The sequence below is a fragment of the Streptomyces sp. NPDC047061 genome, assembly GCF_040643955.1.
Taxonomy (GTDB): Bacteria; Actinomycetota; Actinomycetes; order Streptomycetales; family Streptomycetaceae; genus Streptomyces.
In genome coordinates this window covers 129,204-146,932 of the sequence record NZ_JBEYVI010000019.1, presented here as the reverse complement: position 1 = coordinate 146,932, position 17,729 = coordinate 129,204, and the positions used below count along the sequence as shown (strand labels likewise).

Here is a 17,729-nt window from a genome sequence, read left to right as displayed (position 1 = left end):
CGAGGAGCCCTCCCGTGCACCCTCCCTCCCCCATCGAGACCCGGCTCGCCGCGGAGCTGACCGAGGTGCGGCCGGATCTCGTCGACCGGTACGAGGCGGAGCTGCCCGGTGCGCGGGCGGCGGTGCTGACCCGGCTGTGGCGGGCGCTGGCCCACGAGCCGCTGCCGTGGGTGACGCGCCGGGTGCACGGGGCGCACAGCCTCGCCCTGCGGCTGGCCGACGGGCGGGCGCTGCACGGCCCGCGGGCGGACCCGTACGCCACCGACGGGTATGTGACCGCCGTGCGCCTGGACGGGGTGGCGTACGACGACCCGGCGCGGCTGACGACGGATCTGGGGTGGCCGCACTCGGGTGGGTTCGCGGCCGAACTCGGGCACAGTGCCGCGTCGCTGGCGCTCTCGCGGGCCGACCGGGAGTTTCCCTCGAAGGAGTGGCCGGACCGTGACTGGGAGTGGGAGCAGCGGGTCGTCGACGGGCACCCCTTCCACCCCAACTGCCGTTCCCGGCCCGGTTTCTCGGTGGCGGAGCAGCTCGCGTACGGGCCGGAGCACCGGCCGGCCGTACGGCTGGAGGCGGTCCCGGCCGCGGTCGGGGACTGCCTGCTGACCGGCGACTGGCCGGACGAACTCCGGGACGGCGGGCGGCTGTTGATCCCGGTGCATCCGTGGCAGAGCGCCCATGTCCTGAAGGGTGGCTCCGCCGGGCACTGGCGGGACGCGCATCCGCTGATGTCCCTGCGCACGCTCGCGCTCCCCGGCGGGCCGCATGTGAAGACCGCGCTCAGTGCCCGGCTGACCTCGTCCGTGCGGGACATCTCGGCGTACTCGGTCGGCACGGCGGCGACGTTGTCGTCGTTCGCGGCGGACCTGGCGGCCCGCACGGACGGCCTCCTGCACGTCACCCGCACCCTGGGCGCGGTGACCGCGGGCTCCCCCGACCTCGCGGCGCTGCTGCGCGAGTCGCCGGAGGTGTACTCGGCGCCCGGCGAGCGGGTCCTCCCGGTGGCCGCGCTGGCCACCACCGCCCTCCCCGGATCGCCGTCCTGGCTGGCCGAGTTCACCCGGCTCGCCCTCACGGTGGGGCTGCGGCTGCTGGACCTGGGCGTGGCCCTGGAGGCGCACGGCCAGAACCTCCTGGTGGTGCTCTCCGGGACCGGGGCACCCCTCCGGCTGGTCTACCGCGACCTGGCCGACATCCGCCTCAGCCCGGCCCGCCTCAGCCGTCACGGCATCACCCCGCCCGACCTGACGGGCCGCCTGGTCACGGACGACGAAACGATGCTGCGCCGCAAGCTGTTCGGCTCCCTGGTCGCGGGCGCGCTGGCGGGCACGGCGGGTTCGGGACCGGCCCTGGCGGCGGCCCTGCAGGCGGCCGTACGGCACCTGCCCGCCTCCCCCGACCTGACGGCCCTGCTCGAAGGCCCCCTGCCGGCCAAGGCGTTGACCCTGATGCGGCTGTCGCCGGAAGTGCCCGGGGACCAGTGGGCAGCACTGCCGAACCCGCTCGCCGACGTGCGGTGAACGCAGACGCCACGTGAACGCAGACGCCCAGTGAGCGCCGCCGCCCGGTGAATGCGGTCGCCCGCCGACCGCCCGACCCCGGCGGGTGAGCGCACCGGCCCGCCCGCCGCACTCCGTTGGCCTGCCGGTCACTCCGGTTTCGGGCTCCGGACCCCGTTTTGGAGCCCGGCACCATTGATCAATAGGATCCGCCGATGATCAGAACACATCGGCCGGCGGCAGGGATCTGCGCCCTGCTCGCCGCCCTGGCGGCCGGGATCGCGTTCCCCGGCCAAGCGGTCGCCGACGAGACCACACAGGCCGCCCCCAAGGTGGAACTCGTGCTGGACGTCAGCGGCTCCATGCGGACGGCGGACATCGACGGCGGGACGCGGATGGCCGCGGCCAAGCAGGCGTTCAACGAGGTGCTGGACGCCACCCCCGAGGGGGTCCAGCTCGGCATCCGCACACTGGGCGCCGACTACCGCGGCAACGACCGCAAGGAGGGCTGCAAGGACACCGCGCAGCTGTACCCGGTCGGCACGCTGGACCGCACCGAGGCGAAGACCGCCGTCGCCACGCTCTCGCCGACCGGGTGGACCCCGATCGGCCCCGCGCTGCTCAAGGCGGCCGACGACCTCCAGGGCGGTGACGGGACCCGCCGTATCGTCCTGATCAGCGACGGCGAGGACACCTGCCAGCCGCTGGACCCGTGCGAGGTGGCCCGCGAGATCGCCGCCAAGGGCGTCGGGCTGACCATCGACACGCTCGGCCTCGTCCCGGACGCCAAGACCCGCGACCAGCTCAGCTGCATCGCGGACGCGACCGGCGGCACGTACACCTCCGTCCAGCACAAGGAGGAACTGACCGACCGGGTGGGCCAGTTGGTGGACCGGGCGGCGGACCCCGTGGTCACGCCGGTGGCCACCGAGGGGACGGACCAGTGCTCGTCCGCGCCCACGTTGAAGTCGGGGCTGTACACCGACCGTGAGGAGTTCGGGCAGCAGCGCTGGTACAAGGTCGACGTCAACCCCGGCCAGGAGCTGCGGGCTTCGGTGAGCGTCGCGGCCGACCGGGCCGTCAACGCCGACTACGGGGTGCTGCTGCGCGCGGTGACCGTGCACGGGCGGGAGATCGTCCGCGGCGAGGCGTCGGGCCTCGGCCGTACGGACGTCATCTCGACCGGGCTGCGGTACCCGAAGGCCGAGAGCGACGACGAGGACACCACCCCGGAGACCGTCTGCCTCCAGGTGACCAACTCCTTCTCCGCCGCGGCCGGGGTGAAGACCAGCCCCGGTCTGCCGGTCGAGCTGACGGTCGACGTGGTGGACGGGCCGTCGAAGGCGAGCGACGTGGCCTCCTTCGGTCTCGGCCGCGGCTGGTGGCTGCTCGGCGCACTGGTGCTGACCGGCTTCCTCGCGGGTCTGGTGTGGGGCTGGGTGTCCCGCTGGCGGGTCGCGGTCTGGAGGACCAACTGATGTCGATCACACGTGTGTTGAGCACCGCCCTGCTGGCGGTGGGCCTCGCGGCGGGTCCCGCGGTCGCCGACTCCTCGCCCTCGCCGAGCGCCTCTTCGGACAGCGACGCGCCCACCCAGGCGGGCACGTCCTTCCGTACGGCGACCGAGATCGACCAGGGTCAGCAGGCGACGGCCAGCGGTTCCACCGGCGACTACCTGTACTGGTCCTTCCCGGCCGACGCCGGCCAGCGTCCGGACGTCAAGGCGAGGGTGAAACTGCCCGACTCGCACGCGGCGCAGACCTGGCAGATAGACGTGTACGACGGGCTGCGGCGCCGGCAGGCCTGCCAGTACGGCGCGCAGACCCGCACGGCCGCGCAGGGCACCGCGACGGTGGAGCTGGCCTGTGTGATGCGCACCGTCCGGGCCTGGTCGGAGCCGTGGGCCGACGACCCGCTGCCCGGCACGTACTACATCCGGCTGACGGTGGTGAACCTGACCTCGGCGGACCTCGGCCAGCCGGTGGGCGCCGAGGTGAAGGTGGACTCCAAGGACATCGGCGGCTCGGCGGCGGTGGACGGCTCGCTGGCCAAGCCGCTGGTGCCGGGGATCGCCATCAAGTCCGACTCGGACGAGGACAGTTCCTCGTCGACGAAGTCGGCGGTGCTGTCCTCCATCGAGCCCGACGACGGCTGGTCCTCCGGCTGGTGGACCGACCGCTGGGTGTGGACCGGGATCGGCGGGGTGCTGGCCGCGCTGGCGGGCATCGGCGGGTACGCGCTGACGCGGGGGGCGGGGCGGCCGTCACGAGTGCCGCCGGGCATGTGATCCGATTCCGACCCTGATGACTGGGCCCCGTTCGCGGCGGCCCAGTCGTCGTCTCAGGCCTCTCGCAGCTCCTTGGCCAGGGCGCCGTCCCCGGTCACCGTCACCCGGCCGGTCCGTACCGCCTCCGGCAGGCCCAGTTCGCCGCGGGCCAGGGCCGTACCCGTCCCGGTGTCGAGGACGAGTCGTGCGTCGGGCTCCGCCGGGGCGGGGCCGTCGCCGTACACCGGGCCGCCCTCGGCGCCGACGTGGAGGTGGAAGTGCCCCTCTCCCAGCCGGACTTCGACGAGCCCCTCGCCCTCCAGGCCCGCCAGGCCCCGCAGCAGCGGCAGCGCGAACCAGTGGGCGCGTACCGCGTCGGTCGGCCGGCGCTCGCCCAGTTCGGGTTCGCCCCACTTCCCCAGCGCCTGCAGCACTGGGAGCAACTCCCGCCCGCGCTCGGTGAGTTCGTAGACGTACGCCGCGGCCGGCGGGGGCAGCCGGCGCCGGGTGGCGACCCCGTCACGCTCCATGTCCTTCAACCGGGAGGCCAGGACGTCCGTGCTGACCCCCGGCAGATCCGCGTGCAGGTCCGTGTAGCGGCGGGGACCGGCGAGCAGCTCCCGGACGATCAGCAGGGTCCAGCGGTCGCCGACGACGTCGAGGGCGCGGGCTGCGGAACAGTACTGGTCGTAGCTTCGGCGAGGTGACATGCGACGCAGTCTAGACAAGATGTTGGACTTTCCAAGCTCATACTTGGTAAAACCAAGCAACACGAGTTTCCGGAGGGGCGCATGGAGTTCCGGCAGTCCAACAAGCTCAGCGAGGTCTGTTACGAGATCCGCGGACCGGTGATCGAGCACGCCAACGCGCTGGAGGAGGCGGGCCACAGCGTGCTGCGCCTGAACACCGGCAACCCCGCGCTGTTCGGCTTCGAGGCGCCGGAGGAGATCCTCCAGGACATGATCCGGATGCTCCCGCAGGCACACGGCTACACGGACTCGCGCGGCATCCTCTCCGCCCGCCGGGCCGTGGCGGGGCGCTACCAGACGCTCGGCCTGGAGGTCGGCGTCGACGACGTCTTCCTCGGCAACGGCGTCTCCGAGCTGGTGTCCATGGCCGTCCAGGCCCTCGTCGAGGACGGCGACGAGATCCTCGTCCCGGCCCCCGACTTCCCCCTCTGGACCGCCGTGACCACCCTCGCCGGCGGCAAGGCGGTGCACTACCTCTGCGACGAACAGGCCGACTGGTACCCGGACCTGGCCGACATGGAGTCGAAGATCACGGACCGCACCAAGGCCGTGGTCATCATCAACCCGAACAACCCGACCGGCGCGGTGTACCCCAAGGAGATCCTGGAGGGCATCCTCGACCTGGCCCGCCGGCACGGCCTGATGGTCTTCGCGGACGAGATCTACGACCAGATCCTGTACGACGACGCCGTCCACCACTCGGTCGCCGCCCTCGCCCCCGACCTGGTGGTCCTGACCTTCTGCGGCCTGTCGAAGACGTACCGGGTGGCCGGCTTCCGCTCGGGCTGGATGGTCGTCACCGGCCCGAAGCAGCACGCCAGGGACTACCTGGAGGGCCTCACCATGCTGGCCTCCATGCGGCTGTGCGCCAACGCCCCCGCCCAGTACGCCATCCAGGCCGCGCTCGGCGGCCGCCAGTCCATCCGCGAACTCGTCACCCCCGGCGGCAGGCTGTACGAGCAGCGCATCGTGGCCTGGGAGAAGCTCAACGAGATCCCCGGCGTCTCGTGCGTCAAGCCGAAGGGCGCCCTCTACGCCTTCGCGCGCATCGACCCCAAGGTGCACCCGATCCACGACGACGAGAAGTTCGTCCTGGACCTGCTGCTCCAGGAGAAGATCCAGGTCGTCCAGGGCACCGGCTTCAACTGGCCCGCCCCCGACCACTTCCGCATCCTGACCCTCCCCCACGCGGAGACCCTGGAGACCGCGATCGGACGGATCGGACGGTTCCTCAGCGGCTATCGGCAGTAGGGGACCAGCAGTGGACCGCGGGGGCCGTCCGGGTAGGTCCTCCCCATGACCCAGCCCATGACGCAGCGGCCGCTGCTCCTCCTCGACGTCGACGGCCCCCTGAACCCCTTCCGGGCCCGGTTCCTGCGGCACCGCGGGTACGTGACCCGCAGGCTGCACCCCGCCAACTGGTCTGCCCGCCAGCGGCCCGGCTCCCGCAGGCTGCGCCGGGGGCTGCGGGTACGGCTGCATCCGGAGCACGGGGCCCGGCTGCTCGCACTGCCGTACGAGCTGGCCTGGGCCACCACCTGGATGCACGAGGCCAACGAGATGATCGGGCCGGTCGTCGGGCTGCCCGAGCTGCCCGTCATCGAGTGGCCGGAGCTGTTCGCGAAGGATCCGGACGGCCTGTACTGGAAGACGCGGACCGTCGTGGCGTGGGCGGCCGGGCGGCCGTTCGTGTGGGTGGACGACTTGGTCACCGAACTCGACGTCCGCCATGTCGCCGAGCACCACGACGGCCCCGCACTGCTCCTTCCGGTGGACCCACGGCACGGCCTGCGGGCGCGTGAGTTCGCCGAACTGGAACGCTGGGCTCATAGCCTCTGACGTATGGCTGATGTCTTTCTCGTCCGGCACGGTGAGACCGAGTGGTCGCGGTCCGGACGGCATACCGGGTGGACCGACGTGCCGCTCACCGAGCACGGCAGGGACGAGGCGCGGCGGCTGGTGCCGCTGATCCGCTCGCACCGCATCGGTGCCGCCTTCGTCAGCCCGCTCCGGCGGGCCCGCGAGACCGCCGAGCTGATCGGGGTGCCCGACGCCCGGGTCGACGCCGACCTGCGGGAGTGGGACTACGGCGGCTACGAGGGCGTGACCACCGTGGAGATCCAGCGCACCCGGCCCGGCTGGTTCCTGTTCACGGACGGGGTGGCGCCCGGTCCGCCGGAGCATCCCGGGGAGAGCCCGGAGCAGGTCGGGAAGCGGGCCGACCGGATGCTGGCCAAGGTCGAGGCGGCCCTCGCCGACACGGAGGGAGTCGTACTGCTCGTCGCCCACGGGCACTTCCTGCGCGTCCTGACCGCCCGCCGCCTCGGCCTGCCGCCGTCCGCCGGCGCCCTCTTCCAGCTGGCGACCGGGACGCTGTGCCGGCTGGGCACGGAGCACGAGCGGCCGGTGATCGCGGGCTGGAACATCCGGCCCGGCGGATAGCGGGACCGCGTTGTCGGTGCCCGGCCGTAACCTTCGGAGAAGGGATCAGGACCGCGCTCGACGCCGGGGAGGTGTGCACCGTGACCCGACCGCCCACCGCCGCGCAGCGGCGGGTCATCGACGCCGCCGACCCGGTCACCGGACGGCTGCGCGGCACGGAGGCGCAACTGGCGGCGCTGGTCGGGCGCGGGCTCGCCTTCCGGCACCCGCGCCCGCCGCACGACCACTTCCTGACACCGGCCGGGCACCGGATACGGGAGGCTCCGGAGCCCTCGACCACGACGGAACCCCGGGCCACAACGGATGCCGAGCCGACCGGGGGCTTCGCCGCGCGGGTCGGCGGGGAGGACGCGGCCGACGCCGGGCCCGCCCGCGCCCGCGAGGTCCACAGCGCCTGGCAGGGGCTGCTCGAACTGCGCCGGATGACCAATCCCGACGGCGCCACGGACCGGCCGTGCGGCTGGGAGCGTACGCATCTGGTGCGGGCCGCCGCACTCGCCCTGGAGGCGGCCGGGCAGCCGCCCGAGGGGCCGGACACCCCCGGGTACCGGGTGCGGGCCACCCCGCAGCCGGAGGCGGTCGCGGTGTACGCGCCGGCCGGCGAGCCGCTGCGGGCGTGCGCGGCCGCCCTGGAGCGGGCGGGCTGGCAGGCCGGTGAATACACCGAGCCCCGGAGCAGACAGCGCTATCTGCTGGCATCGCCGCGCCGGGTGTGACCCTCGTGTCAGGATGCCGTCAAAGGATCAGTGTGTCGTACACGAGAAGGGGCAGTCGTGAGCGAACCGTATTCCGTCCGCGTCACAGTCCGTGGCTACGAGACCGATGTGCAGGGCCATGTGAACCAGGCGGTGTACATCAACTACGCCGAGCACGCCCGCTGGTCGCTGCTCCAGGCGGCCGGGGTCACGCAGGCCGAGCTGATCGGGCGGGGCGTGGGCCCGGTGGGACTGGAGACGACCATCCGTTACAAACGGGAGCTGCTCGCCGGTGACGAGGTCGACGTGACCTGCGCGTTCGAGTGGAGCGGCGGCAAGACGTTCCGGGTGGTCCAGAAGATCACCAAGGCGGACGGCACGCTGGCCGCCGAGGTCGACGCGGTCGGCGGGCTGCTGGACCTGAAGGCCCGGAAGCTGGTCGCCGACCCGCGTGAGGTCTTCAAGGAACTCACCTCGGACCCGGAGCTGTTCGGGTTCTGAGAGCCGGCGGGCCCGTCGGTTCCGATCCGTCTACGCGTCGAGCAGTTCGGGCTGGTGCTCGGCGTCGTAGGCCGCCCGCGCCTCCGCGATGTACCCGCGGTTGCGCTCGGCCCAGTCGGTCAGCCGCAGCAGGGTCTCGTGCAACTCCAGCGCCACCGGGGTGAGTGCGTACTCCACCCGTGGCGGCACGGTCGGGTACACGGTGCGGGTCACCAGCCCGTCGCGCTCCAGGTTGCGCAGGGTGAGGGTCAGCATCCGGCGGCTGATGCCCTCGATGCCGCGCTCCAGTTCGGTGAAGCGGATGGGCCCGTGCGAGGCCGCGACCAGGATCTGGACGCTCCATTTGCCGGCCACCCTGTCAAGAACCTCACGGACCGGGCAGGCGTGCGCGTTCACGACCTGGACGGTTACATCGGTGTTCCTCCGGGACATCCGACTGCCTCCTTACGCCGACTCCCATGGTCACCCACGATGTCCTCCGTTACAAGTCGTGCACCAAGGGACCGATACCCGGCTCCGCCGGAGAACACGGAGGCCACAGCGCCATGACGGCTGCCACCACGTCACCGACGCGCACACGGCATCGAACGTACCCCCGCCGGGCAGCTCTCGCCATCCTGTGCGCGGGGGCCCTCATGACGATTCTGGACGGCACCATCGTGACCGTCGCGCTGCCCGCGATCCAGACCGACCTGGGCTTCTCCGGGGCGGGGCTCGCCTGGGTGGTGAACGCGTATCTGATCCCGTTCGGCGGACTGCTTCTCCTGGTGGGCCGAATGGGTGATCTGCTGGGCCGCAAGCGGATGTTCACGGCCGGGCTCGCCGTGTTCACCGTGGCCTCCGTGCTGTGCGGGCTGGCCACCGGCCAGGGGCTGCTGATCGCCGCGCGGGCCGTACAGGGCGTCGGCGGGGCGATGGCCTCGGCGGTCGTGCTCGGCATGCTGGTCGCGCTCTTTCCCGAGCCGCGCGAACAGGCCCGTGCCATCGCGGTGTTCAGCGCGGTCGGGTCGCTGGGCGCCACGCTGGGCACGTTCCTCGGCGGGGCGCTGACCCAGGCGCTGAGCTGGCACTGGATCTTCCTGATCAATCTGCCGATCGGCGTCGTCGCCTGGGCGGCGGCGGTCCGGGTGCTGTCCCCGGAGCGCGGCGCCGGGCTCCGCGACGGCGCCGACTACCCGGGCGCGGCGCTGGTCACCGGTGCGCTGATGCTCACCGTGTACGTCGTCGTGGGCTCCGCCGACCGCGGCACGGCCATGACCCTGCTGCTGACGGCGCTCACCGTCGCCCTGTTCACGGCGTTCACCGTCCGCCAGACGCGCGCCCGACGCCCGCTGCTGCGCCCCCGCCTGTTCCGCTCCCGGACGCTGACCGGCGCGAACGCCGTGCAGGTCCTGATGATCGCGACGATGTACGGCTTCCAGTTCATCGGCGCGCTCTACCTCCAACGGGTCCTGGGTTTCGACGAGTTGGCCACCGGCCTGGCCTTCCTCCCGGCGCCGGTGGCGATCGGGGTGCTGATGACGACCCTCTCCGCGCGGGCGATCGGCCGCTTCGGGGCGTACCGGGTACTGCTCGCCGGGCTGGTGCTGATCAGCGGCGGCATGGCGCTGCTGAGCCGGGCCCCCGCCGACGGCTCGTACGCCGCCGATGTGCTGCCGCCCATGCTGCTGATGGCGGCCGGGTTCGCGGCCGCCATGCCCCCGCTGACCGGTCTCGCCATGTCGGGCGCCGCCGAGGAGGACGCCGGGCTTGCCTCGGGGCTGTTCAACACCACGCAGGTGGTGGGCGGTTCGCTGGGGCTCGCGGTGCTGAGCACGCTGGCGGCGAGCCGCACCGGCGGACTGCTCGACCGGGGCGCGGAGCTGGTCCCGGCCACCGCGGAGGGCTACCGGCTGGCGTTTCGGGTGGCGACCGGGCTCGCGGTGGCCGCCCTGGTGCCGGCGGGGGCGGTACTGCGGCCGCGGAGCCGGTGAGGCGCGGTCTAAACTCCGCGCACACCAAGCCCCGTCGGTCTCAACCCGTCGCCCAGGGCCGCCCGTCGATCTCAGTCCACCTCGAAGAGCCCCTTGTTGTCCGCCGCCCAGGTCCGGAAGGTCCGGGCCGGCCGGCCCAGCACCTCGGCCACGTCCTCGGTGAGCACCGCGTTGCCCCCGGCGCGGACGAACGCCAGGCCGGTCAGGACACCGTCCGCCCGGGTCCCGTCCATGCCCCAGGCCACGCGGAGGAAGTCACGGGTCTCGTCCGGGGACAGGTCCCTGGTCGGGACCGGGCGGTCCAGGACCTCGGCGAGCACGGCGGCCTGGCCGGGGACGGTGATCGCCTCGGGACCGGTCAGGGTGTACGTCTTCCCCGCGTGCCCGGTGTCCAGCAGGGCCCGCACGGCCACCTCGGCGATGTCACGAGGGTCGATCACCCCCGACGCGCCGTCCCCGGTCATGTTGGGCACCGGCTCGCCCGTGCGCAGGGCCTGGAGCCAGGTCAGCGTGTTGGACGCGAACGAGGACGGCCGCAGCACCGTCCAGGCGAGCCCGCTGTCCCGCACGGCCCGCTCGCCGGCCACGTGCCACGACCCGGACGGTCCGCTGGCCGGGTCGCCGGTGGCGATGGCGGAGAGCTTCACGAGCCGGTCGGCGCCCGCGGCCCGCGCCGCGGCGACCAGCGCCGCGTCCTGCCCCTCGTCGGGGCCGGGCGGCCGCAGCAGGAACACGGCCGTCGCCCCGGCCAGCGCGGCGTCCAGGGCGGCCGGTTCGCCGTACGCCCCGCGGACCGCCTCCACGCCGGCGGGCAGCCGTGCCTTCGCCGGGTCGCGGGTGAGGGCGCGCACCTTCGCTCCGCGCCCGGCCAGTTGTCGTACGACGTCACGTCCGATGGTGCCCGTGGCACCCGTCACCAGGATCATGTGGTCCACGGTGGGCCCGCCGGGGCGCCCCGCTCTTGGAAATTCCGGCACGCCCGGCCCGGCCGGGCGCCGGCACCGGGCCGTTACGGTGGAAGGGTGCCGATGACCATCGCCGAGCCGCTGCCGACCACGCCCGAGGCGCTGCGCCCGTGGGTCGAGGAGGTGCGGACCATGTCCTTCACCGACCCGCCCGAGGGGACGTTCGTGCAGTTGCCGGACGCGGGGACCAAGGTGGTGCTGCGGGTGACCGGGGACGGGCGGCGTGACGTGCTGGCCGTCGGGCCGCGGGTGCGGGCGGCCTACCACGAGGGGAAGGCCCATATCGCGTGTGCGGAGCTGCGCCTCGCGCCGGGAACCGCCCGGGCGCTGCTGGGTGTTCCGGCCGCCGGGCTGGTCGGCCGGGTGGTGCCGCTGGACGCCCTGCCGGGTGGGGTGGCCCGCCGGTTCGCGCGTGAGGTGCGGTGGCTGGATCCGCGGGAGGCGCTGCCCCGCATCGCCGAGGTGCTGCCCGGGCTGCTGGCGGAGCAGGCGGACCCGGCCCGGACGGCACTGCTGCGGGCGGGCGCGGCCGCGCTGTCGGTGCGGATGGACCGGACGCCCGCGCAGGTGCGGGACGTGGCCCGGGAACTGGCCGTGAGCGAACGCCAGTTGCGGAACCTGTTCAGCGACGGCGTCGGGGTCTCCCCGAAGCACTACGCCCGTATCGAGCGCGTCCGCACGGTCGCCGCCCGGGCGGGCAGCGCCGGCTGGTCCGAACTGGCCGCCGCCACCGGCTACTTCGACCAGTCGCACATGACGACCGACTTCCGTGCCCTGATGGGCGTACCGCCCCGCTCCTACTTCAGGGGCCGGCTGCCCGCGACGACCCCCTGCCAGGCGATCCGGCAGCCCTGAACCCGGACGCGCGGTCACGGTCCCAGGTACCGGGCGTGACGCCCCGTTCCCGTAGTACCGCCTTGCGCACCTTGCCGGTCTCGGTGAGCGGCAGCTCCCCGACCGCCTCGATGTAGCGGGGAACGGCGAACGCGGGCAGTTCGCGGGCGCAGTGCCGGGCCAGGTCCGCCGGGTCCGGCAGGCAGCCGGGCCGCAGGACCACGGCCACCATCACCTCGTCCTCGGCCAGTTCGGAGGCGACCGGGAAGGCGGCGGCCGTGACGACCGCGGGGTGCGAGCGGACGGCCGCCTCCACCTCGTACGAGGAGATGTTCTCGCCGCGCCGCCGGATGACGTCCTTGATGCGGTCGACGAACCGGAACCAGCCGTCGGGCTCGCGGACCACGCGGTCGCCGGTCCGGCGCCAGGAGTCCGGGGCCGGTTCGGGGTCGCCCAGGTAGCCGGTGGCGAAGGCGAAGGGGCGGTGGCTGCGGACGAGGAGTTCACCCGGGGTGCCGTCGGGTACGGGGACGAGGTCCGCGTCGACCACTCGGGCCCCGAAGCCCGGCCGGACGGTGCCCATGTAACCGGGCCGGTGGTGCTCGGGGGTGGAGCCGATGACGAGGTTGGTCTCCGTGGAGCCGAAGCCGTCGACGAGCGTGACGCCGAACCGCTCGCGGAAGGGCTCCCAGAGCGGGCCGGGCGTGGCCGGGGAGAGGCCGCGGCGCACCCGGTGCGCGCGGTCGTCCGGGCCGGGCGGCCGGGCGAGCAACATGGGGACCATCGCGCCGAGCAGGTGGACGGCGGTGGCACCGGCGTCGGCCGCCTGCCGCCAGAACCGCGAGGCGGAGAAACGCTCGCCGATCACGACGCACGCGCCCACCGTCATCGCCTGGGCCAGGGTGTTCAGGGCGTTGGTGTGGAAGAGCGGGAGGCAGGTGAACAGCACGTCGTCACAGGTGAGGCGCAGGGCGTCCGAGACCGTACGGCCCCACCACACGAACTGGGCCTGGGGGCAGCGGACGCCGCGGGGCGGGCCCGTGGTGCCGGAGGTGAAGAGGACGGCGGCGGTGTCCTGCGGGCGGACGGGGGCAGGGGGCAGCGGCGTGGCGCCGTCGGGGTGCGGAGGCAGGCCGATGACCTCGCCGGGGCGTGGGGCCTGGGCAGCGCCCGCCGTCCACACCGTCCCCCGGTACCCGGCCTCGGCCGCCCGCCCCGCCGACTCGGGCTCGGCGTACAGGAACCGGGGCCGCGCCTCCCGCAGCGCGTGCTCCAGCGACCGGCCGCGCAGTGCGGTGTTCAGCGGTACCGCGACCGCGCCCAGCCAGGCGCAGCCGAGGAACAGGTCCACGAGTTCGACCCGGTTTCCCAGCAGCGCCGCCACCCGGTCGCCCGGCCCGCAGCCCCGGGCCGCCAGCGCCCCGGCCGTACGGGCCGCCGCCTCGCGGGTCTCGGCGTACGTCCGTGCCGTCCCGCCGACGCGCAGGAACGGGCGGTCGCCGTACCGCTCGGCGGCCGCCTCGACGAGTTCCGGCACGGTCAGGCCGGTGGCGATCACTTCGACGTCCCGGTGTCGTTCATCGCAACACCCCTGCGTCATAAAGGTATTGGATCCGTTCCGGGGAGTATCCCGCCACCTCGCGCAGCACCTCCTCGGTGTCGGCGCCGAGCAGCGGTGCGGGGCTGCGGACCGAGCCGGGGGTCCGGGTGAGCCGGATCGGCGGGCCTTCGTGGAGGAAGGCGCCGGCGGCGGGATGCGCCCTGCGGACGTAGAAGCCGCGCGCCCTCAACTGCGGGTCGTGTTCGACCAGTTGCCGCCCGTCCTGCACGGCCCCTGCGGGCACCCCCTGCTGTTGCAGCAACTCGCCGGCCAGGTCGGCGGGAAGCGTACGCGTCCACGTGCCGATCGCCTCGTCCACGAGGGCGCTGTGCCGCCTGCGGCCGGCGGCCGTCGCCCCCTCGGAGACCAGGTCGGGGCGTCCGATCACCCGGCACAGCGCCGCCCACTCCTCGTCCGAACGGACGCTGACGGCAAGCCAGTTGTCCGCGCCCAGACACCGGTACACGCCCTGCGGGCTCCACACCGGATGCGTGTTGCCGATCGGGGACCGCGCGGAGGTGAGCAGGCTGGTGCCCATGTGGGCCGCGATCGCCTCCAGTTGGGAGAGGTCGATGTGCTGCCCGCGGCCGGTCCGTTCCCGGTGCTCCAGCGCGACGAGGGTGGCCAGCGCCGCCTGGAGTCCGGCCACGATGTCGCCGTGGCCGTAGATGACCCCGACCACGTCGCCGGGCCCCCAGCCGGTGAGGCCGGTGAGCCCCGAACTCGCCGAGACGGTGTCGGCGTACGACACCCAGCCCGCCCGGGGACCGGTGTGGCCCATGCCGGACATGCTGACGTAGACGAGCCGGGGGTTGATCTCGCGCAGGGTGTCCCAGCCGAGGCCGAGCCTGGTCATGACGGTGGCGCTGAAGTTCTCGACGAGGACGTCCGAGGACGCGACGAGGTCACGCAGCACGGCGACGCCGTCGTCGGTGCGGGTGTCGAGGGCGAGGCTGCGCTTGTTGCGGTTGACCTCGTTGAAGTAGCCGTTGGTGTCCGGGTCGGTGTGGGGGCCGCGGGAGAGGTGCATGAAGGGCGCGAACCGGGTGGGGTCCGGGCGGCCGGCCGACTCCACCTTGACGACGTCGGCACCGTGGTCGGCGAGGACCTTGGTGCAGTAGGGGCCCGCGAGGACCCAGGTCAGGTCGAGGACGCGGACGCCGTCGAGGGCGGGACGGGCGGAGTCGCCCTCCCGCACGGACACCGGGCGCCGCTCGGCGAGCAGGCTCTGGTCGGCGCCCGCCACCGGGACGGTGAGAGAGGTGATCCGGTGCCCCTCGGGGAACGCGAACGGGAATCCGAGATCGGTGCGGCCGTCGACCTCGGTGAAGAAGCCGCGCGCGACGAGCTGGGGGTTGTCCGGCAGTTCGGCCGGTACGTCGACGGCGGCCCAGGGCAGCTTGCGGTCCTGGGCGCGCTCCGCGAACCGCGCCTTCGGCCAGGTGCCCGCGAAGTCCTGGACGACCTTGAAGACGTGCTCCTGGTACTTCTTCCGCTCGACCGGGTCCTGCCACCGGGGCTCGGTGAGGTCCGCCTGCGCGCCCTGCTCGCACAGCCAGTCGAGCAGCGCGTCCCACATCCGCGGGCTGCCGCCGAGTCCCCCGCCCAGGTGGCCGTCGGCGGCCCGGAACAGCCCGTGCGGGACCAGCGGGTGCACCCGCCCGGGGCGGGACGGCACCCGGTCCTCGTGCAGGTAGGCGAGGGTGCCGGCCTCCAGGGCTGCGGCGACGCAGGCCTGCGCGGAGACGTCGGCGAGCTGTCCGGGGCCGCGCCGGCGCGCCCGCAGTCCCAGCAGGGCGGCGATCGCCGCGTTGACGCCCGCGAGGTGTTCCGCCTGGTTCTCCGGCAGGTGCAGGGGCGGGCCGTCGGGGTCGCCGACCTGGGCGAGCATCCCGCCGAGGGCGGCCACGACGAGATCGGTGCCCTGCCAGTGGCTGCGCGGGCCGACCAGCCCGAAGGGGGTCACCCGGACATGGACCAGGTGGTCGAGGCCGCTGGTGTCGGCGCCGTCGGAGGTGCCGTCCGGTGTGCCGTCGAGGAGGATGTCGGCGCCCGCGAGCAGGCGGCGCAGCTCATCCGGCCCCGAGACGGTCACCGAGCGCTTCCCGGCGTGCCAGTGGGCGAAGCCGACCGGGTCCTCCCGCCGGCCGGGATGGCCCTCGGCGGGTTCGACCAGGACGACCTCGTAGCCGACACCGACCAGCAGCCGGCCGGCGAAGCGGGTGAAGGGGCTGGTCAGTTCGACGACCCGCGGGGTTGCTGCTGCGCTCACCTGTCCTCCTGTCGTCCTGTGTTCGGGTCAGCCGTGCCGCTGGTTCAGGAAGCCGTCGACCACGCTGTGGAAGTCGTACGGCCGCTCCTCCTGGAGGTGGTGGGAGGCCTCGTGCATCACGTGCAGGTTCCCCCTGGGGATCATGCGGGCGAGCATCAGCGGGTAGTCGGGGGTGAGGAAGGCGTCCTGCATGCCCCACATGAACAGCACGGGGGCCTGGATGGAGCCGAGTTCGGCGGTCAGGTCCTGCCAGTCGCCGCGCGGGTTGTCGGAGGCGCCGGCCAGTGCGGTCTCCTCGGGGTCGAGGCTCTGCTCGTAGCGCAGCCGTACCGTGCCCTCCGGGATCGCCTCGGGGTCGTACCACTCCAGGCGGGCCATCAGCTCGCGCATCTTGGTGAGGGACGGGCCGTCGCCGCCGTAGTAGACGTCCCGGGCGTTGCGGCCGCGGCGGCCGCCCTCCGGGAGCGGGGCGAGCGGGCCGTAGAAGACCGGCATGCTGCCGGTGACCACCAACGACCGGACGCGCTCGGGGTACTTGGCGGCCAGGTTCAGCGCGATGGTGCCGCCCCAGGAGTTGCAGACGAAGTCGGCCCGGTCGATCTCCAGGGTGTCCATCAGGGCCACGGTCTTCGCCGCGTGGTAGTCCCACATGGGGCCCTCGATGACGGGCTTCGCCGACCTGCCGTACTGCAGGATGTCGACCAGCAGACAGCGGCGGTCGGCGGCGAACAGCGGGGCGACCTGTCCGAAGTCCGACCAGCCGGTGCAGCCGGGGCCGCCGCCGTGCAGGAAGATCGTGGGGCTGCCCGTGCCCAGCTCGATGTAGTGGTACTTGACGCCGTCCGCCTCCGCGTAGGCGCCCTGCGGGGGCGCCTGGATGTCCATGAGATCCATGAGCGGATCGTGCCGGGCGGCCCGGGCGGGTCCAAGCGGGGCGGTCCGCTGAGTGGTCCGGGTCTGTGGCCGCAGGGGTGCCGGCCTCCCTAAGGTCCCGGCATGCTGGATGTCGCTGAGGAAAGAGCCCAGGCGGCGATGGGCCACTGGGAGGCTCGCTCGCTGGGGGTCGTACGGGCCGAGGCGGCGGCCGAGTTCGCACGGGCCGCCGGGGACACCGCGCCCGCACTGGTGGATCCCGCGGACCCCGCCTTCGTGGTGCACCCGATGTACCTCGTCAGCCTGCTGCGGCCCGAACCGGGCGCGGAGCCCGGCGAGTTGAGGCCGGACGGCATGTACCGCGACGAGGTGCCGGGCACCGACGGGCTGGACGTCCGGCTCATGGCCGGCGGCCAGGCGGTGCGCTGGGTCGGGGAGGTACGGGTCGGCGACCGTGTCGAAGTACGCCGTGCGGTCACGGCCGTCGACCGGAAACGGCCGGATCTGCTCCTGATCACCGTCGAGAAGACGTACGCCGCCGAACGCGGCCCCCTCGTCGAGGTCACGCTCATCGAGGTCACGGAGAGGTTCATCGTGCGATGACGGAGGCGGCGACGACAGCGGCGGCGGAAGCTACGGCTGTGGAGACTGCGGAAGCGGAGGCCGCGGCGGTGGAACTCGTGCCCGACGAGGTCATGTTGCTGCGCTTCGGTGCGGTCACCCGCAACACGCACCGCATCCACTACGACCCCGGCTTCGCCCGGTCGGAGGGCCTGGCCGGGCCGGTCGTCATGGCGCAGCTGCACGGCTGTCTGCTGCACCGGGCGGCCGCGGCCCACGCCGGGCCCACCGGACAGGTGCGTGAGGTCTCGTGGCAGAACCGGGCACCCGCCCACCCGGGCGACCGGCTCACGGTGACCGCCTCCGTACGGGGCGTGGACCCGGCCAGCGGTGAGATCACCCTCGATCTCGTCGAACACCGGGGTGACGGTGTCGTCTGCTGCCAGGGCCACGCCGTGGTCGTCCGCCGGGAACAGTCACCGGACTGACCCGCCCGGCG

General features: G+C 73.5%; 18 protein-coding genes. 12 read left to right on the top strand and 6 right to left on the bottom strand.

Annotated elements, in window-relative coordinates; genetic code table 11:
• Positions 1-14: 14 nt before the first annotated feature.
• From ABZ887_RS26215 to ABZ887_RS26205, 3 genes are all read left to right on the top strand, one after another.
• A complete protein-coding gene (locus tag ABZ887_RS26215; RefSeq protein WP_361293612.1) occupies positions 15-1,520 on the top strand; it encodes an IucA/IucC family siderophore biosynthesis protein in 1,506 nt (501 codons plus the stop codon).
• A gap of 194 nt (positions 1,521-1,714) precedes the next feature.
• Positions 1,715-2,977, top strand: a complete 1,263-nt coding sequence (locus ABZ887_RS26210) for a VWA domain-containing protein (protein ID WP_361293609.1) — start codon at positions 1,715-1,717, stop codon at positions 2,975-2,977.
• Positions 2,977-3,786 carry a hypothetical protein gene (locus ABZ887_RS26205; RefSeq protein WP_361293606.1) on the top strand — a complete coding sequence of 270 codons (810 nt, stop codon included), beginning with the start codon at positions 2,977-2,979 and terminating at the stop codon, positions 3,784-3,786. The genes ABZ887_RS26210 and ABZ887_RS26205 overlap by 1 nt, the downstream gene beginning before the upstream one ends.
• 53 nt (positions 3,787-3,839) lie before the next feature.
• On the opposite strand, the gene ABZ887_RS26200 is transcribed toward ABZ887_RS26205, so the two are convergent.
• Entirely contained in the window at positions 3,840-4,475 is a 636-nt protein-coding gene (locus tag ABZ887_RS26200; RefSeq protein WP_361293603.1) for a winged helix-turn-helix transcriptional regulator, read from the bottom strand.
• Between the two features lie 81 nt (positions 4,476-4,556).
• Between ABZ887_RS26200 and ABZ887_RS26195 the strand changes: the two genes are divergently transcribed.
• The 5 genes from ABZ887_RS26195 to ABZ887_RS26175 all read left to right on the top strand — a co-directional run bounded on the left by ABZ887_RS26195 (position 4,557) and on the right by ABZ887_RS26175 (position 8,152).
• The gene (locus ABZ887_RS26195) at positions 4,557-5,765 is read left to right on the top strand and encodes a pyridoxal phosphate-dependent aminotransferase (RefSeq protein WP_361293600.1); all 1,209 of its coding nucleotides are present in this window, start codon (positions 4,557-4,559) and stop codon (positions 5,763-5,765) included.
• Positions 5,766-5,822: 57 nt separating this feature from the next.
• Positions 5,823-6,353 (top strand): hypothetical protein, encoded by a 531-nt coding sequence (locus ABZ887_RS26190; RefSeq protein ID WP_361293720.1) that lies wholly within the window; start codon positions 5,823-5,825, stop codon positions 6,351-6,353.
• Between the two features lie 3 nt (positions 6,354-6,356).
• Positions 6,357-6,956: a histidine phosphatase family protein gene (locus ABZ887_RS26185; RefSeq protein WP_361293597.1), complete on the top strand. Its 600-nt coding sequence runs from the start codon at positions 6,357-6,359 to the stop codon at positions 6,954-6,956.
• Positions 6,957-7,036: 80 nt separating this feature from the next.
• Positions 7,037-7,672, top strand: a complete 636-nt coding sequence (locus tag ABZ887_RS26180; protein ID WP_361293594.1) for a hypothetical protein — start codon at positions 7,037-7,039, stop codon at positions 7,670-7,672.
• A 57-nt stretch (positions 7,673-7,729) separates the two neighbouring features.
• Positions 7,730-8,152: an acyl-CoA thioesterase gene (locus ABZ887_RS26175; protein WP_361293591.1), complete on the top strand. Its 423-nt coding sequence runs from the start codon at positions 7,730-7,732 to the stop codon at positions 8,150-8,152.
• A 30-nt stretch (positions 8,153-8,182) separates the two neighbouring features.
• Here the strand turns inward: ABZ887_RS26175 and ABZ887_RS26170 are convergent, their stop codons facing one another.
• On the bottom strand, positions 8,183-8,584 hold the full coding sequence (locus tag ABZ887_RS26170; protein WP_361293588.1) for a helix-turn-helix domain-containing protein: 402 nt from the start codon (positions 8,582-8,584) through the stop codon (positions 8,183-8,185).
• Positions 8,585-8,787: 203 nt separating this feature from the next.
• Between ABZ887_RS26170 and ABZ887_RS26165 the strand changes: the two genes are divergently transcribed.
• Positions 8,788-10,125, top strand: coding sequence for an MFS transporter (locus ABZ887_RS26165; RefSeq protein WP_361293584.1), 1,338 nt, complete (start codon positions 8,788-8,790; stop codon positions 10,123-10,125).
• Positions 10,126-10,196: 71 nt separating this feature from the next.
• Here the strand turns inward: ABZ887_RS26165 and ABZ887_RS26160 are convergent, their stop codons facing one another.
• A complete protein-coding gene (locus tag ABZ887_RS26160; protein WP_361293581.1) occupies positions 10,197-11,060 on the bottom strand; it encodes an NAD(P)H-binding protein in 864 nt (287 codons plus the stop codon).
• Between the two features lie 93 nt (positions 11,061-11,153).
• Here ABZ887_RS26160 and ABZ887_RS26155 point away from each other — a divergent pair, with 93 nt between their 5' ends.
• Positions 11,154-11,945, top strand: a complete 792-nt coding sequence (locus ABZ887_RS26155; protein ID WP_361293717.1) for a helix-turn-helix domain-containing protein — start codon at positions 11,154-11,156, stop codon at positions 11,943-11,945.
• On the opposite strand, the gene ABZ887_RS26150 is transcribed toward ABZ887_RS26155, so the two are convergent.
• Genes ABZ887_RS26150 through ABZ887_RS26140 form a run of 3 tightly spaced genes read right to left on the bottom strand, consistent with a single transcriptional unit; the run spans position 11,893 to position 16,690 of the window.
• Entirely contained in the window at positions 11,893-13,482 is a 1,590-nt protein-coding gene (locus ABZ887_RS26150) for an AMP-binding protein (RefSeq protein ID WP_361293578.1), read from the bottom strand. The genes ABZ887_RS26155 and ABZ887_RS26150 overlap by 53 nt on opposite strands.
• Before the next feature lie 19 nt (positions 13,483-13,501).
• Complete coding sequence (locus ABZ887_RS26145; RefSeq protein WP_361293575.1) at positions 13,502-15,796, bottom strand: CoA transferase; 2,295 nt, start codon at positions 15,794-15,796, stop codon at positions 13,502-13,504.
• A 27-nt stretch (positions 15,797-15,823) separates the two neighbouring features.
• Complete coding sequence (locus ABZ887_RS26140; protein ID WP_361293572.1) at positions 15,824-16,690, bottom strand: alpha/beta hydrolase; 867 nt, start codon at positions 16,688-16,690, stop codon at positions 15,824-15,826.
• 102 nt (positions 16,691-16,792) lie between these two features.
• Between ABZ887_RS26140 and ABZ887_RS26135 the strand changes: the two genes are divergently transcribed.
• On the top strand, positions 16,793-17,272 hold the full coding sequence (locus ABZ887_RS26135) for a MaoC family dehydratase N-terminal domain-containing protein (protein ID WP_361293569.1): 480 nt from the start codon (positions 16,793-16,795) through the stop codon (positions 17,270-17,272).
• 38 nt (positions 17,273-17,310) lie between these two features.
• Positions 17,311-17,718 (top strand): acyl dehydratase, encoded by a 408-nt coding sequence (locus ABZ887_RS26130; RefSeq protein ID WP_361293566.1) that lies wholly within the window; start codon positions 17,311-17,313, stop codon positions 17,716-17,718.
• Positions 17,719-17,729: the final 11 nt, after the last annotated feature.